Source organism: Kosakonia sp. Marseille-Q7440 (genome assembly GCF_965119485.1).
Window position 1 is genome coordinate 1,384,007 of record NZ_CBCPLT010000001.1, and the last position, 15,674, is coordinate 1,399,680.

General features: G+C 54.6%; 12 protein-coding genes. 6 read left to right on the forward strand and 6 right to left on the reverse strand.

What is annotated here, in order from left to right:
* Window position 1 precedes the first annotated feature (1 nt).
* Window positions 2-1,117, forward strand: coding sequence for a macrolide transporter subunit MacA (gene macA, locus ACWPW2_RS06325; RefSeq protein ID WP_454121917.1), 1,116 nt, complete (start codon window positions 2-4; stop codon window positions 1,115-1,117).
* The gene (macB, locus tag ACWPW2_RS06330; RefSeq protein ID WP_454121918.1) at window positions 1,114-3,060 is read left to right on the forward strand and encodes a macrolide ABC transporter ATP-binding protein/permease MacB; all 1,947 of its coding nucleotides are present in this window, start codon (window positions 1,114-1,116) and stop codon (window positions 3,058-3,060) included. Before macA ends, macB begins: the two co-directional genes overlap by 4 nt.
* Window positions 3,061-3,124: 64 nt before the next feature.
* Here macB and cspD read toward each other — a convergent pair whose 3' ends face one another.
* Window positions 3,125-3,346, reverse strand: a complete 222-nt coding sequence (cspD, locus tag ACWPW2_RS06335; RefSeq protein ID WP_023481381.1) for a cold shock-like protein CspD — start codon at window positions 3,344-3,346, stop codon at window positions 3,125-3,127.
* A 573-nt stretch (window positions 3,347-3,919) separates the two neighbouring features.
* Here cspD and ACWPW2_RS06340 point away from each other — a divergent pair.
* From ACWPW2_RS06340 to clpA, 3 genes are all read left to right on the forward strand, one after another.
* Entirely contained in the window at window positions 3,920-5,077 is a 1,158-nt protein-coding gene (locus ACWPW2_RS06340) for an esterase/lipase family protein (protein WP_312119855.1), read from the forward strand.
* Window positions 5,078-5,407: 330 nt separating this feature from the next.
* Complete coding sequence (gene clpS, locus ACWPW2_RS06345) at window positions 5,408-5,728, forward strand: ATP-dependent Clp protease adapter ClpS (protein ID WP_023481436.1); 321 nt, start codon at window positions 5,408-5,410, stop codon at window positions 5,726-5,728.
* A 31-nt stretch (window positions 5,729-5,759) separates the two neighbouring features.
* Window positions 5,760-8,048 (forward strand): ATP-dependent Clp protease ATP-binding subunit ClpA, encoded by a 2,289-nt coding sequence (gene clpA, locus ACWPW2_RS06350; RefSeq protein WP_023481807.1) that lies wholly within the window; start codon window positions 5,760-5,762, stop codon window positions 8,046-8,048.
* Window positions 8,049-8,659: 611 nt separating this feature from the next.
* Here the strand turns inward: clpA and infA are convergent.
* The 5 genes from infA to trxB form a co-directional block, all read right to left on the reverse strand.
* A complete protein-coding gene (gene infA / locus ACWPW2_RS06355; protein ID WP_001040187.1) occupies window positions 8,660-8,878 on the reverse strand; it encodes a translation initiation factor IF-1 in 219 nt (72 codons plus the stop codon).
* A 289-nt stretch (window positions 8,879-9,167) separates the two neighbouring features.
* Entirely contained in the window at window positions 9,168-9,869 is a 702-nt protein-coding gene (gene aat / locus ACWPW2_RS06360; protein WP_454121919.1) for a leucyl/phenylalanyl-tRNA--protein transferase, read from the reverse strand.
* A 102-nt stretch (window positions 9,870-9,971) separates the two neighbouring features.
* Complete coding sequence (cydC, locus tag ACWPW2_RS06365; protein WP_454121920.1) at window positions 9,972-11,693, reverse strand: heme ABC transporter ATP-binding protein/permease CydC; 1,722 nt, start codon at window positions 11,691-11,693, stop codon at window positions 9,972-9,974.
* Entirely contained in the window at window positions 11,694-13,460 is a 1,767-nt protein-coding gene (gene cydD, locus ACWPW2_RS06370; RefSeq protein WP_454121921.1) for a heme ABC transporter permease/ATP-binding protein CydD, read from the reverse strand. It lies immediately after the preceding gene.
* A 114-nt stretch (window positions 13,461-13,574) separates the two neighbouring features.
* Complete coding sequence (gene trxB, locus ACWPW2_RS06375; protein WP_023481757.1) at window positions 13,575-14,540, reverse strand: thioredoxin-disulfide reductase; 966 nt, start codon at window positions 14,538-14,540, stop codon at window positions 13,575-13,577.
* A 550-nt stretch (window positions 14,541-15,090) separates the two neighbouring features.
* Here trxB and lrp point away from each other — a divergent pair.
* Window positions 15,091-15,585 carry a leucine-responsive transcriptional regulator Lrp gene (gene lrp, locus ACWPW2_RS06380; RefSeq protein ID WP_000228469.1) on the forward strand — a complete coding sequence of 165 codons (495 nt, stop codon included), beginning with the start codon at window positions 15,091-15,093 and terminating at the stop codon, window positions 15,583-15,585.
* Window positions 15,586-15,674: the final 89 nt, after the last annotated feature.

Genomic DNA, 15,674 nt, shown 5'->3' on the forward strand with positions numbered 1-15,674 from the left:
TATGAAACTGAAGGGAAAACGCAGGACAGGGTTGTTTGTGCTGATCGCCATCATTGTGCTGGCGGCTTTCTGGCTCTGGAGCAAGTTAAATGCGCCGGTGGTGCAGTATCAGACGCTGATTGTTAAGCCGGGCGAGCTGCAACAAATGGTGCTGGCGACCGGCAAACTCGACGCGCTTCGCAAAGTTGACGTCGGCGCGCAGGTCAACGGTGAGTTACAACGCCTGACGGTCAATATCGGCGATAAGGTGAAGAAAGATCAGCTGCTGGGCATCATTGACCCGGCGCAGGCGGAAAACCAGATTAAGGAAGTGGAAGCGACACTGATGGAGTTGCGGGCGCAGCGCCGCCAGGCACAGGCCGAGCTGAAGCTGGCGCAGGTGACTTACGGACGCCAGCAGCAACTGGTGCAGAGCCACCTGGTGTCGCGCCAGGATCTTGACACCTCGGCAACGGATGTCGCCGTAAAGCAGGCACAGATTGGCACTATCGATGCGCAGATCAAACGTAACCAGGCGACGCTCGATACGGCAAAAACCAATCTTGATTACACCCGCATTCTCGCGCCGATGGACGGCGAAGTGACACAAATTACGACGCTGCAAGGGCAGACGGTGATTGCTATGCAGCAGGCACCGAACATTCTGACAGTCGCGGACATGAGCACCATGCTGGTGAAAGCGCAGGTTTCCGAAGCGGATGTGATTCATCTCAAACCGGGGCAAAAAGCGTGGTTCACCGTGCTGGGCGATCCGGGTACCCGCTATGAAGGGGTACTGAAAGATATTCTGCCGACGCCGGAGAAGGTCAACGACGCCATCTTCTACTATGCGCGTTTTGAAGTGCCCAACCCGCAGGGCGTGCTGCGCCTGGAGATGACTGCGCAGGTGCAGATCCAGCTCACCGGGCAGAAAAACGTGCTGACCATTCCGCTGGCGGCGCTCGGCGAGCCGGTGGGTGATAATCGTTATAAGGTCAAAGTGCTGCGCAATGGCGAAACGCGCGAGCGGGAAGTGATCCTCGGCGAGCGTAACGATACCGATGTGGTGGTGGTCAAAGGGCTGGACGCGGGCGATGAAGTGGTGATCGGCGAGCGGAAAGAGGACGCGGCGCAATGACCGCCCTGCTTGAACTGAAGGAGATTCGCCGCAGCTACCCCTCCGGCGACGGCATGGTTGAGGTGCTGAAAGGCATTACCCTCACCATAAACGCAGGCGAGATGGTGGCAATTGTGGGCGCTTCCGGCTCCGGTAAATCGACGCTGATGAACATTCTCGGCTGTCTCGATAAACCGACTCGCGGCACCTACCGCGTGGCGGGAACGGATGTCTCGACACTTAGCGGCGACGCGCTGGCGCAGCTGCGCCGCGAACACTTTGGTTTTATCTTTCAGCGTTACCATCTGCTTTCTCACCTGACCGCTGCGCAGAATGTTGAAGTGCCGGCGGTCTATGCCGGGACGGAGCGCAAAGCGCGGCTGGCGCGTGCTAAAGAGTTGCTGACGCGCCTCGGGCTTGGCGATCGCAGCGAGTATCAACCCTCGCAGCTCTCCGGCGGCCAGCAGCAGCGCGTCAGTATTGCGCGTGCGTTGATGAACGGCGGGCAGGTGATCCTCGCCGATGAGCCGACCGGCGCGCTGGATAGCCACTCCGGCGAAGAGGTGATGGCGATCCTCCATCAACTGCGCGATCGCGGCCACACGGTGATTATTGTCACCCACGATCCGCAAGTTGCCGCGCAGGCCGAGCGGATCATTGAGATCCGCGATGGTGAAATCATTGCCAATCCCCCGGCAAAAACCGCCGCCACCTCTGCGGCAAAACATGAAGGCGTTGTCACCTCCGTTGGCGGCTGGCGGCAGTTCACCAGCCGTTTCCAGGAGGCGCTGACCATGGCCTGGCGGGCGATGGCGGCCAACAAGATGCGCACCTTGCTCACCATGCTCGGCATTATTATCGGTATCGCCTCGGTGGTGTCGATTGTAGTGGTGGGCGATGCGGCCAAACAGCTGGTGCTGGCGGATATCCGCTCTATCGGCACCAACACCATTGATGTCTACCCCGGCAAAGATTTTGGTGATGATGAGCCGCAAAACCAGCAGGCGCTGAAGTATGACGATCTGCTTGCCATTCAAAAGCAGCCGTGGGTGCGCTCAGCCACGCCATCGGTATCGCAAAACCTGCGTCTGCGTTACGGCAATATCGACGTAGCAGCCAGCGCGAACGGCGTCAGCGGGCAATATTTTAACGTCTACGGCATGACCTTTAGCGAAGGCACCGCCTTTAACGCCGAGCAGCAGGGCAGGCGCGCGCAGGTGGTAGTGCTCGACAGCAATACCCGGCGGCAGCTCTTCCCGGATAAGGCCAGCGTGGTGGGCGAAGTGATTCTGGTTGGTAATATGCCGGCGACGGTGATTGGTGTGGCGGAGGAGAAGCAGTCGATGTTCGGCAGCAGCAAGATCCTGCGCGTCTGGCTGCCTTACAGCACCATCGCCGGGCGAATTATGGGCCAGTCATGGCTCAACTCCATTACCGTGCGCGTAAATGAGGGCTACAGCAGTGAACAAGCCGAACAGCAACTGACGCAACTGCTCAATCTTCGCCATGGTAAAAAGGACTTCTTCGTCTGGAACATGGACGGGGTGCTGAAAACGGCAGAGAAAACCACACGTACGCTGCAACTCTTTTTAACGCTGGTGGCGGTGATCTCGCTTCTGGTGGGCGGGATTGGCGTGATGAATATCATGCTGGTGTCGGTCACCGAGCGTACCCGGGAGATTGGCATCAGGATGGCGGTGGGCGCACGTGCGGGCGACGTGCTGTCGCAGTTTCTGATAGAGGCGGTGTTTGTCTGCCTGGTGGGTGGTGCGCTCGGCGTCATGCTGTCGATGCTGATTGCTTTCACCCTGCAGCTCTTTCTGCCCGGCTGGGAGATTGGCTTCTCGCCGGTTGCGCTGTTAACGGCGTTTTTGTGCTCTACTTTTACCGGCGTGCTCTTTGGCTGGCTTCCTGCCCGCAATGCCGCCCGGCTCGATCCGGTGGATGCGCTGGCGCGGGAGTAATAAAAATGCCAGCCCACCGGGCTGGCATTTCACTGCACTCTAGTACACAACGAAGCCACAGGCGTCAGGCTATCGCTTCCAGTTCTACTGGCACGATAAGACTGGCATGATTGCCTTTAGGGCCCTGGTGTACATCAAACCGGACCGTCTGCCCGGCTTTTAACGTTCTGTAACCATCCATCTGGATGGTGGAGTAATGGGCGAAGATATCTTCACCACCGCCTTCCGGGCAGATGAAGCCAAACCCTTTGGCATTGTTGAACCACTTTACAGTACCCATTTCCATGCTTCGACATCCTTCGTAAAACTTATTTAAGTAAGATGGAATGAACCGGTGGCGGAGCGACGGGTTGTTCAAAACCTCGCCAACTCACGACTCTACAATTTAGATAATTCGTATAACGCGTCAAGTATTTGGCAAGCATTCTGGGAGACAGCGCATCAATTTTTTGAAGCAGTTAACGCTATGGTGAAAAAATGTGATGCAGGTCTCGAATATGGCTATTCCACAGTCATATGTTGCGCAATAGAAAAATTAATTACCAGCGGTTTAAAATATAATTTAATCAGTAATTAATTCACGTGAATTATCCTAATTCAAATAAATTAATCACTCTTTTTCCCCAATGCGATTATTCAAAAAATATCTGAGAGCATTCTTGTATATTAATCCACTTTAAGGGCTGAAAAGAAAAGCACTGCGAAAGGTACTATTAGCGACGCAACGTTGGTGTAAATAAAAAAGGATGAAGTTACATTGAAAACTTTAAAGAAGTTATCTTTAGCGCTATTGGTATCAGCTTCGCTTATTAATTCCTCTTTCGTCGCGGCGGAAACGGTCGACGCGGCTCCACAAAACATGGCCCAAAAAGGAAACCATTATCCCCTTATTTTTGTTCATGGTGTTGTAGGCTGGGGCCCCGATGAGATGCTGGGTTTCAAATATTGGGGCGGGTTTGATGACACCATTGCCTATTTAAATAGCAATGGAGTTGAGTCTTATGCCGCCGTTGTCGGCCCGGTTTCCAGCAACTGGGATCGTGCGGTTGAGCTCTATTACTATATTAAAGGCGGCACCGTTGATTATGGTGCCGCCCACTCCCTGAAAGCGAACCATGCCCGCTACGGCAAAACCTACCCGGGCATCTATCCGCACTGGGATGAGCACCATAAGATCCACCTCGTTGGGCACAGTATGGGCGGGCTAACCAGCCGCCAGCTGGTGGATATGTTGCAGGATGGCAGTGAAGAGGAGCGCGCTTACCACGAATCGCACCCGGAAACCGAGATCTCCCCGCTTTTTGAAGGCGGAAAAGATTATGTTTTCAGCGTCACGACCGTCGCCACGCCAAATAACGGCAGCTCGTTTGCACAAGATAAGAACCTGATCGTTGGCCTGATTGAAGATATGGTCCGCAAAGCGGCAACTATTGCTGGCGTATCGTCGCTCTCTTCATTTGTTTATGATTTTAAACTCGATCAGTTTGGGCTGCGTCGTGACCCGGATGAGAGCCTGGCTGAATATATTCGCGATGTTTTCACCAGCAGTATCTGGGATTCGAAGGATATTGCCTCTTACGATCTCTCGGTAGTTGGCGTCAGTGCGAATAAGCAGTACCTGGAGACTAAGCCCAACGTCTATTATTTCTCACACACCGGTAAAACGACCGTTGGCGTGCCGTTTACCTCTTTCCAGATCCCCGGCGTCTATACCAATCCGCTGCTGGTGCCGTCAGCAACCTATATGGGCAAAACCATTACCGATCCGCAAACGTCGTTAATTAATGCCACCTGGACGACGAATGACGGGCTGGTGAATTCGGTTTCCAGCTATTACCCCTTTGGAGCCGATGCGAAGCCCTATGATGGTCAGCCGAAAAAAGGGCAGTGGAGCTATTACCCGGTAATGAACGATTGGGATCATCTCGACTTTATGGGATTTGATGTCATCCCGCAGGCTTATGTTAATGCTTTCTATGCTGATGTTGCGAAGTCATTACTGGAGCTGGATAAATAGCCCTGAAATAAATAAAAAGACGAACCCTCAGCGGTTCGTTTTTTTATTTAGCACGATGTTTAAAAATTAAAAAATAGAAAAATAAGATACATTGAAATCTTTTTACACAGGTGAAATGGCAAGGATCGCCAAAAAAACCTATAATCGAGCCATATAATGTGCACTAGCAGGACGTCTTCATATAACCACCCACTTTATGTTGTTATTCAAACGTAGGGCGATCCATTATAGTTGCCTGACATCTGATGCTGATTGAAAATGCATCTAAACTCATGTAATCGGCCGATTAGACGTGCGCCGGAACCTGTAACCTAAGATGAAGCGCTAACGATGGGCAAGAGCAATAGCTGGCTGGATTTTGAGCAATTGGCGGAAGATAAACTGCGCGACGCGCTCAAACCGCCATCGATGTACAAAGTGATGATCATGAACGATGACTACACGCCAATGGAATTTGTTATTGACGTGCTACAAAAGTTCTTTTCTTATGATGTTGAACGTGCAACGCAACTGATGCTAACGGTTCACTATCACGGTAAGGCTATCTGCGGTGTTTTCACCGCCGAGGTCGCGGAGACGAAAGTTGCCATGGTGAACAAGTATGCAAGGGAGAACGAGCATCCGTTGCTGTGTACGCTGGAAAAAGCCTGACGTCAGGCAATAAAACTTGGGGGAGGTGCCTATGCTCAATCAAGAACTGGAACTCAGTTTAAACATGGCTTTCGCCAGAGCGCGCGAGCACCGACATGAGTTTATGACCGTCGAGCACTTGTTACTGGCTCTGCTCAGTAACCCATCTGCCCGTGATGCGCTGGAAGCGTGTTCCGTGGATCTGGTGGCGCTACGGCAGGAACTCGAGGCCTTCATCGAACAAACCACACCCGTCCTGCCGATGAGCGAAGAGGAGCGTGACACGCAACCGACGCTCAGCTTCCAGCGCGTTCTGCAGCGCGCGGTGTTTCACGTTCAGTCTTCCGGACGCAGCGAAGTCTCCGGTGCGAACGTGCTGGTTGCCATCTTTAGCGAGCAGGAGTCGCAAGCGGCTTACCTGCTGCGCAAACATGAAGTTAGCCGCCTTGACGTGGTGAACTTTATCTCTCACGGCACGCGCAAAGACGAGCCGGGTCCATCCTCTGACGCGGGCAGCAGCAGTAGCAGCCAGGCGAGCAGCGAAGAGCAAGCAGGCGGGGAGGAACGTATGGAAAACTTCACCACCAACCTTAATCAGCTTGCTCGCGTAGGCGGAATCGATCCGCTGATTGGACGTGGCAAAGAGCTTGAACGCGCCGTCCAGGTGCTGTGCCGCCGCCGTAAAAATAACCCGCTGCTGGTGGGTGAATCGGGCGTCGGTAAAACCGCGATTGCCGAAGGGCTGGCATGGCGAATTGTGCAGGGCGACGTGCCGGAAATCATGGCCGACTGCACTATCTACTCGCTGGATATCGGCTCACTGCTTGCGGGTACCAAATACCGCGGCGATTTCGAAAAACGCTTTAAGGCACTGCTGAAACAGCTTGAGCAGGACAGCAACAGCATTCTGTTTATCGATGAGATCCACACCATCATCGGTGCAGGCGCTGCGTCCGGCGGGCAGGTTGACGCTGCGAACCTGATTAAGCCGCTGCTCTCCAGCGGTAAGATCCGCGTAATGGGCTCCACGACCTATCAGGAGTTCAGCAACATCTTTGAAAAAGATCGCGCCCTTGCGCGCCGCTTCCAGAAAATTGATATCACTGAACCTTCCGTTGAGGAGACGGTGCAGATTATCAATGGCCTGAAGCCGAAATATGAAGCGCACCACGATGTGCGTTACACGGCGAAAGCGGTACGTGCCGCGGTTGAGCTGGCGGTGAAGTATATTAATGACCGCCATCTGCCGGATAAAGCGATTGACGTCATCGATGAGGCTGGCGCGCGGGCGCGGCTGATGCCGGTCAGCAAACGCAAGAAAACGGTTAACGTGGCGGATATTGAATCCGTGGTTGCCCGTATCGCGCGTATTCCTGAGAAGAGCGTCTCCCAGAGCGATCGCGATACGCTGAAAAGCCTCGGCGACCGTCTGAAAATGCTGGTGTTTGGTCAGGATAAAGCCATTGAGGCCTTAACCGAAGCGATCAAAATGAGCCGCGCAGGGCTGGGCCAGGACCATAAACCGGTCGGCTCCTTCCTGTTTGCTGGCCCGACCGGCGTCGGTAAAACCGAGGTGACGGTACAGCTGTCGAAAGCGCTGGGCATTGAACTGCTGCGCTTTGATATGTCCGAGTATATGGAGCGCCACACCGTGAGCCGTTTGATCGGTGCGCCTCCGGGCTATGTCGGTTTTGATCAGGGTGGCCTGCTGACCGACGCGGTGATCAAACATCCGCATGCGGTTCTGCTGCTTGATGAGATCGAAAAAGCGCATCCTGACGTCTTTAACATCCTGCTGCAGGTGATGGATAACGGGACGCTGACCGATAACAACGGACGCAAGGCCGATTTCCGCAACGTCGTGCTGGTGATGACCACCAACGCCGGGGTGCGTGAAACCGAGCGTAAATCCATCGGCCTTATCCACCAGGATAACAGCACCGATGCGATGGAAGAGATCAAAAAGATCTTTACGCCGGAGTTCCGCAACCGTCTGGACAACATCATCTGGTTCGATCATTTGTCTACCGAGGTGATTCACCAGGTGGTCGACAAATTTATCGTCGAGCTTCAGGTGCAGCTGGATCAGAAGGGCGTCTCGCTGGAAGTCAGCCAGGAAGCGCGTGACTGGCTTGCAGAGAAAGGCTACGACCGTGCGATGGGTGCCCGACCGATGGCGCGTGTGATTCAGGACAACCTGAAAAAACCGCTCGCCAACGAACTGCTGTTCGGATCGCTGGTTGATGGCGGCCAGGTGACCGTCACGCTGAATAAAGAGAAGAATGAGCTGGAGTATGGTTTCCACAGTGCGCAGAAGCACAAACCGGAAGCAGCACATTAATCTCTGCATTAACCTCATCAAACCGGGCCCTGTGCCCGGTTTTTTTATGCCTGTCCGATAAGCACGTGAAAAAGCGGCGTGCAGTTTCCACTTCGTCAATGTAAGACAATTTGTCTCCATGGCATTAAACCGTGCGGTTAACTCCATTTGCAGAGCGAACTGCGCTATACAGTGTAAATAATCTTAACCCAACTTACTGATATTATTAAAAATATTGCTATTGGCGCTGTTATTTTGTACGTTGTTTTTATGTGCAATAGCACTGAGAGGGGTTATTGCTATGAAAAGGATTCACAGGTTGGTCAAAAAGGAGAAGATAAGATGAAGACTATTTTTATACCCGTTCTGCTGAGTTTTTTACTGCTTGCTCCGCTTGCAGCAAAGGCAGCCGTATGCAATGTATACAGCGAATGGTGGCCTCTCTGCCGCCAGGATCCCGCAGAGGGGCCAGACGTCGGCACATCAGAGTGGAGAGCCTGTCGTGAGCGGGGTGGCTGCTACTATCCCTGATCGTTAAAAGCGGTTTTTGAAACAACACTTGAAGCAGAAACAGAAAAGGCCGGGATTACCCGGCCTTTCAATTAGGTGCGCAGTTGCGCTAGCGGAAGATCTTAGCGGCTACGGAAGACAATGCGGCCTTTGCTCAGGTCGTACGGGGTCAGTTCCACAGTCACTTTATCGCCCGTCAGGATACGGATGTAGTTTTTACGCATCTTACCAGAGATATGCGCAGTGACCACGTGACCGTTTTCCAGTTCTACGCGGAACATCGTATTAGGTAACGTTTCAAGAACGGTACCCTGCATCTCAATATTGTCTTCTTTGGCCATCTAATCCTCGGGGGTATCACTACCATAATTTTTTGAATCGGCAAGATAATGCCGAAGTTCGTGTGTTAAGTAAAGATTTGTGCTGATAAAACGCAGCAAAACAGCTTTTGCCGATTCCCCGCACGCCGCAGCCAGAGCGCCAGTAAAGCGCAACCGTAAAGGGGAGCGGTAGAAGTAAACGAAGGGCATCCCTGATACGAACGACTCCCGGATGGGGCGGGGCAACAGGCAAAAGCTGCTACGAGCGACCATTATAACACTCTGAATACAAATGTGCCGAAAACATTCTTCAACGAGCCGGAAAGAGCCGACGGGGCACCCAAAAGTGCGAAGGCAGCGCTACCTGACGTAATTCCGCGAGATATTGCAGATAGTCGCGGCGGGGGATCTCCACCGCGCCAAGGGAGGCGGTGTGGCTATTAAGCACCTGGCAATCAATCAGCTTACCGCCAAGTCTCGCAAACTCTTCGCTAAAGGCCAGCAAGGCCGTTTTTGAGGCATTTACGCGTCGGCTGAACATCGACTCACCACAGAAAAGCGAACCCTGCGCAACGCCATACATCCCACCCACCAGCTCGTCGCCTTCCCATACTTCTATCGAATGCGCATGGCCCAGTTCATGTAAGCGATGGTAGGCCATGACGATATCGGGCGTAATCCAGGTGCCTTCGTCGCGATCGTCTGAACAACCGTCAATGACCTGGCCGAAAGCGTGGTTCAGCGTCACGCGATAAGGTGAGGTTTTATGAAAGCGCTTCATGCTACGGCTGACGTGAAAGTTTTCCGGCCATAATACGGCGCGCGGATCGGGCGACCACCAGAGAATAGGGTCGCCGGGTGAGAACCACGGAAAAATCCCGCGCTGGTAGGCCATCAGCAAGCGCGCCGGACTTAGGTCACCACCGAGCGCCAGCAGGCCGTTGGGTTCACGCAGCGCCGCTTCCGGCGAAGGGAATGCAATAGAGTGACGAGAAAGCTGAACCAGGCGCATGACCGCAACGCTCCACAATGCGACAAGTGACTTCTGTTAATATCGTCATCTTTCGCCCTCGCTTCAGTATTGGCGACGCGAGAGCGAAAATGAGTCAAACCGCTACAGACGCTGCTTAAACTGGTAGTACCGCCCCTGTTTCGCCATTAACGCTGCGTGATTACCTTGCTCAATTATTTGCGCGTTGTCCATTACAATTATCCGATCGTAATTTGCCAACCCGCGCAGACGATGGGTGACCATTAACAGGGTTTTGCCTTTCATCACTTCATTAAGAAGATCAAGGATTTGGCTCTCGGTTGAGGCATCAAGCCCTTCAGTCGGTTCATCCAGTAACACCAGCGGGGCATCATGCAGCAGCGCGCGTGCAATCGCCAGACGACGCAGTTCACCGCCGGAGAGCTGACGCCCGCCTTCACCGAGCCAGGCGTTAAGGCCATTCTCATCCAGCAGCTTCTCCAGACCCACGCGTTCCAGCGTCGCGCTCAGCACCTCATCGCTTGCCTGCGGCGAAGCCAGCAGTAAGTTATCGCGCAGCGTGGCGCTAAACAGATGAACGCGCTGCGGCACCATACTGATAAGCGAGCGCAGATCGGCCTCGGCATATGAGCTTAATGGCCGATCCTGTAGACGAATCTCGCCCTGCTGCGGATCCCAGGCGCGTGTCAGCAGTTGCAGCAATGTCGATTTACCACAGCCCGTGCGGCCTAAAATGGCAACATGCTCGCCTGCGGCAATCGACACGCTGAGAGTCTCCAGCGCCCGCTGCGGCTGTCCCGGATAGCTAAACGACACATCGCTAAGCGCCACGCTAACCTGCTGCGGCACGGCGGTGCGCGTTGCAGGAAACGTGACTTCCGGCTGACAGTCGGTAAGCTGCGTCACCCGCGTGGCAGACGCGATAACTTGCCCAAGGTGCTGGAAAGCGCCGGTAACCGGGGCGAGCGCTTCGAATGCCGCCAGCGCACAGAAGACAAACAGCGCGATCAGGGCGCCAGGCTCGGTATTACCGCCGACATCACCGGAGGCGAACCACAACATGATAATCACCGCCGCGCCGCTAATCGTCAGCATCAACGCCTGCGATACTGCGCTCAGATCGGACTGACGGCGCTGCGCCTCGTGCCAGCTTAATTCGGTGTTTTCCAGCTGCTCGCGATAACGCTGGCTGGCACCAAAAATGGTCAGCTCTGCCTGCCCCTGTAACCAGCTGGTCAATTGCTGACGATACTGCCCGCGCAGTGCGGTGAGGTTTTCCCCCGTCGCTTTGCCGGCGCGATAAAAGAGGGGCGGCAGAATAAGCAGCGTCGCCAGCATAATGCCGCTTAGCATCAGAGCCAGCGAGAGATCGAGCACGCTCAGGCCGACCAGTACCACAATAATAACCACCAGCGCGCCCACCAGCGGCGAAATGACGCGCAGATAGAGGTGATCAAGCGTATCGACATCGGCAACCACACGGTTAAGCACATCACCCTGACGAAAACGCGCCAGTCCGGCGGGGGAGAGGGGTAACAGCTTGCTGAAGGTAGTGACGCGCAGATGTTCCAGCACGCGGAACGTGGCATCGTGGCTGACCAGCCGCTCGAAATAGCGCCCGGCGGTACGGGTGATCGCCGCCCCGCGCACACCAGCGGCGGGCAACATATAGTTGAAACTATACAGCCCGGCGACGCCGACCACCGCCGAGGCCGACAGGAACCAGCCGGAAAGCGTCAACAGCCCAATACTGGCCAGCAGCGTAACGACCGCCAGCACCACGCCCAGCGTCAGCATCCATTTGTGGCGTTTATATAATGCGAGATAAGGCAGCAAGGCGCGCATTTAAATCTCCTCCTGACGGTGTGCCAGCAGCGCGGCAAACACGCCTCCGGCGGCGGCAAGTTCGGCATAGCTGCCCTGTTCAATAATGCGTCCCTCCTGCATCACCCAAACGGCGTCCCACTCTGCGAGGTTTTCCAACTGGTGGGTCACCATCAGCGTCGTTTGCTGGCGCGAAGCGCTGTTCAGCGCCTGCATCACACGCTGCTCGCTGTGGGCATCAAGGCTGGCGGAAGGTTCATCCAGCAAAAGTAACTGGCATGAGGAGAGCAGGGCGCGGGCAACGGCAATGCGCTGCGCCTGGCCGACGGAGAGGCGAACGGCCTGATCGCCAGGCTGCGTCTCCAGTCCTTCCGGTAGCAGGGGCAGAAACTCGCTTACCCACGCCTTATCCAGCGCAGCGTGTAAGGCCGCTTCGCTGGCATCCGGGCGAGATAACAGCACATTCTCGCGCAGCGTGGCGGCAGGCAACTGCGGGTTTTGGCCGACCCAGCTTATCGCGTTGCGCCAGCTGTCGGGATCGATCGCGCTCAGTTCAATACCGTTAACGCGCAGCGAGCCTTCATAAGGCAGGAATCCTAACAGCGCGTTAATCAGCGAGCTTTTTCCCGATCCGCTGCGCCCGACCACCACAACCCGTGCTTTTGAGGAGAGGGTAAAGGTAAGCGGCCCGGCCAGCACCGCGCCTTCAGGCGATTTAACGATTAACTCTTCTGCCGTCAGGGTAATAGGTTCACCCGCGTTGAGCGTGATATCGCCGCGTTGCGGATGGGCGAGCGGCGCTTCCATAAAAGTTTTTAGGCTATCCGCCGCTCCCACTGCCTGCGCTTTCGCATGATAAAAGGTACCGAGATCGCGCAGCGGCTGGAAAAACTCCGGCGCCAGCACCAGCGCGAGGAAACCGGCAAACAGCGTTACGCCGGTACCGTAATGGCCGAAGTTGAGTTCGCCCAGGTAGGAGAAGCCAAAGTAAACGGCGACCAGCGCAATGGAGAGCGACGCGAAAAACTCCAGTACCCCGGAGGAGAGAAATGCCAGGCGCAGCACTTCCATGGTGCGGCTGCGAAAATCCTGCGACGCACGGCGGATGCTTTCCGTTTCAGCTTCGCCACGGCCAAAAATACGCAGCGTCTCCATGCCGCGCAAGCGGTCAAGGAAGTGGCCGCTCAGGCGCGCCAGCGCTTTAAAGTTGCGGCGGTTGGCATCGGCTGCGCCCATCCCGACCATCGCCATAAACAGCGGGATCAGCGGCGCGGTGCCAAGCAGGATCAGCGCTGCCGCCCAGTTAATCGGGAAAAGGGTAATCACAATCAGCAGCGGGACGCTCGCCGCCAGCGCCATTTGCGGCAAATAGCGGGCGTAGAAGTCATGCATATCGTCGATTTGCTCAAGGATCAGCGTCGCCCAACTACCGGCGGGTTTGCCCTGAATCCATGCCGGCCCGGCCTGTTGCAGACGGTCCAGCACGCGGCGGCGTATCGCAAAGCGGATCTGCGCCCCAGCATGAAATCCTACGCGTTCGCGTAGCCAGACTACCCAACTGCGCAGAATAAAGACCAGCACCAGCAACGCAAAGGGCAGCAGCAGTGCCTCGCGCGGAATGTGCTCAATAATCATATGGTTGAGAATGCTGGCGAGCAGCCACGCTTGCGCGACGATCAGGACGCCGCTGACCATGCCAAGCAGGCGGGAGAGCGTCAACCAACGACGGGAGATAATGCTTTGCTGTTTTAACCAGCGAGTGAGTTCTTGCTGACGGGTTTTATTCATTGCGCGCTTTGCAGGTGAAGTTATCGGATTTTTAGCCTGCGCAATGTTACAACGGTGCAAAAATAAAGGCGACTTAATGTCGCCTTATTTACCTTTGTTACTGACTTGTAAAGATTATTTCTGAACAGCCAGCCCGTCGAGGTAGCGTTCAGCATCCAGCGCGGCCATACAGCCAGTGCCCGCGGAGGTGATCGCCTGACGATAGATATGATCCATCACGTCACCTGCGGCAAACACGCCAGGAATGCTGGTTTGCGTCGCATTGCCATGAATACCGGACTGCACCTTGATGTAGCCGTTTTCCAGCTCAAGCTGACCGTCAAAGATCGCGGTGTTCGGGCTATGGCCGATAGCGACAAACAGACCGGCAACGTCCAGCGACTCGATATTATCCGCGTTTTGCGTATCGCGCAGGCGCAGACCGCTAACGCCCATCTGATCGCCCGTCACCTCTTCCAGCGTACGGTGCGTATGCAGCACGATATTGCCGCTCTCAACTTTATCCATCAGACGCTTGATCAGGATCTTCTCCGCGCGGAAGGTATCGCGGCGGTGGATCAGGTGCACTTCAGAGGCGATATTCGCCAGATAGAGCGCTTCTTCAACTGCGGTGTTGCCGCCGCCGATAACCGCGACTTTCTGGTTGCGGTAGAAGAAACCGTCGCAAGTGGCGCAGGCAGAGACACCACGGCCTTTATAGGCTTCTTCGGAGGCGAGGCCTAAATAGCGCGCGGAGGCGCCGGTGGCGATGATCAGCGCATCACAGGTGTACTCGGCGCTATCGCCAATCAGGCGGAACGGACGGTTCTGTAAATCGACGCTGTTGATATGGTCAAAAATGATTTCAGTATCAAATTTGGTCGCATGTTCATGCATGCGCTCCATCAGACCCGGGCCGGTCAGATCGTGCGGGTCGCCCGGCCAGTTTTCCACTTCGGTGGTGGTGGTGAGCTGACCGCCTTTTTCCATACCGGTGATCAGCACCGGCTGCAGGTTTGCACGCGCAGCATAGACCGCTGCGGTATAACCGGCAGGGCCTGAACCAAGGATAAGCAGCTTACTGTGTTTGGCCGTCCCCATGAGATCCTCATTATTGTTTGGCAGACATTGGGCTGGATTGTAGGGAATTTGCGGGCGTAAAAAAAGGGCGTAGCGATTTTGTTAACGATGTGTGTGATAGAAAGGACCGATGGCGGGGCAATGATTTAGGCCGAAAACATAACAACTTCTACTGAGAAAAAGGCAGTTATAAGATGAATAAATGAGGATAAGGAATCGACCTTGATGAATATCTGGCATGTTGTACTAAAAAAAGATGTTTTGCTTTGACAATCCCCTGCGCTTTTGCGAAAACATCAAAGGAAGAAAAAAAGCAGTATTTCGCGCGTAACGCACGTTTACGCATGTAAATGCCATTTTACCGGGCTAGCGAAATCTACGCATGGCGTGGACAGACGCCATCCGTGATATCGATAGCTGCCGCAGGCACCGGTCTTCTCAACACAGCCCCTGGGATTATGCAACGGTCAGCATGCTGGCGCGCGGCACAATACGACGGGCAAAGATCCTGAACAGTGAAGTGCACAGGGTCAAGACAGGAGTAGGGAAGGAATACAGAGAGACAATAATAATGGTAGATAGCAAGAAGCGCCCTGGCAAAGATCTCGACCGCATTGACCGCAATATTTTAAATGAACTGCAAAAAGATGGGCGTATTTCCAACGTCGAGCTTTCTAAACGAGTAGGGCTTTCGCCAACGCCGTGCCTTGAGCGCGTGCGCAGGCTGGAAAGGCAGGGGTTTATTCAGGGCTATACGGCGCTGCTTAACCCGCATTATCTGGATGCATCACTGCTGGTCTTCGTTGAGATTACTCTGAATCGTGGCGCACCTGATGTGTTTGAACAATTCAACGCTGCAGTACAAAAACTTGAAGAAATTCAGGAGTGTCATCTGGTTTCTGGTGATTTCGACTACTTGTTGAAAACGCGCGTACCGGATATGTCGGCCTACCGCAAACTGCTGGGCGAAACGCTGTTACGCCTGCCAGGCGTAAATGACACCCGCACCTATGTGGTGATGGAAGAGGTCAAACAGAGTAATCGTCTGGTTATTAAGACGCGCTAATACGGAACAGGTGCACAATCGCTGTTTTTTGATTACACTCCTGTTAATCCATACAGCAACAGTGCCGGGGAGACCCGGCGCTGTTGTCC

What these genes read in the sequence shown, in the direction of transcription:
- macB (WP_454121918.1), top strand. Translation starts at nt 1,114, where the DNA reads ATGACCGCCCTGCTTGAACTGAAGGAGATTCGCCGCAGCTACCCCTCC.
- cydC (WP_454121920.1), bottom strand. Translation starts at nt 11,693, where the DNA reads ATGCGCGCCTTGCTGCCTTATCTCGCATTATATAAACGCCACAAATGG.
- cspD (WP_023481381.1), bottom strand. Translation starts at nt 3,346, where the DNA reads ATGGAAATGGGTACTGTAAAGTGGTTCAACAATGCCAAAGGGTTTGGC.
- trxB (WP_023481757.1), bottom strand. Translation starts at nt 14,540, where the DNA reads ATGGGGACGGCCAAACACAGTAAGCTGCTTATCCTTGGTTCAGGCCCT.
- macA (WP_454121917.1), top strand. Translation starts at nt 2, where the DNA reads ATGAAACTGAAGGGAAAACGCAGGACAGGGTTGTTTGTGCTGATCGCC.
- clpA (WP_023481807.1), top strand. Translation starts at nt 5,760, where the DNA reads ATGCTCAATCAAGAACTGGAACTCAGTTTAAACATGGCTTTCGCCAGA.
- clpS (WP_023481436.1), top strand. Translation starts at nt 5,408, where the DNA reads ATGGGCAAGAGCAATAGCTGGCTGGATTTTGAGCAATTGGCGGAAGAT.
- aat (WP_454121919.1), bottom strand. Translation starts at nt 9,869, where the DNA reads ATGCGCCTGGTTCAGCTTTCTCGTCACTCTATTGCATTCCCTTCGCCG.
- cydD (WP_454121921.1), bottom strand. Translation starts at nt 13,460, where the DNA reads ATGAATAAAACCCGTCAGCAAGAACTCACTCGCTGGTTAAAACAGCAA.
- lrp (WP_000228469.1), top strand. Translation starts at nt 15,091, where the DNA reads ATGGTAGATAGCAAGAAGCGCCCTGGCAAAGATCTCGACCGCATTGAC.
- ACWPW2_RS06340 (WP_312119855.1), top strand. Translation starts at nt 3,920, where the DNA reads ATGGCCCAAAAAGGAAACCATTATCCCCTTATTTTTGTTCATGGTGTT.
- infA (WP_001040187.1), bottom strand. Translation starts at nt 8,878, where the DNA reads ATGGCCAAAGAAGACAATATTGAGATGCAGGGTACCGTTCTTGAAACG.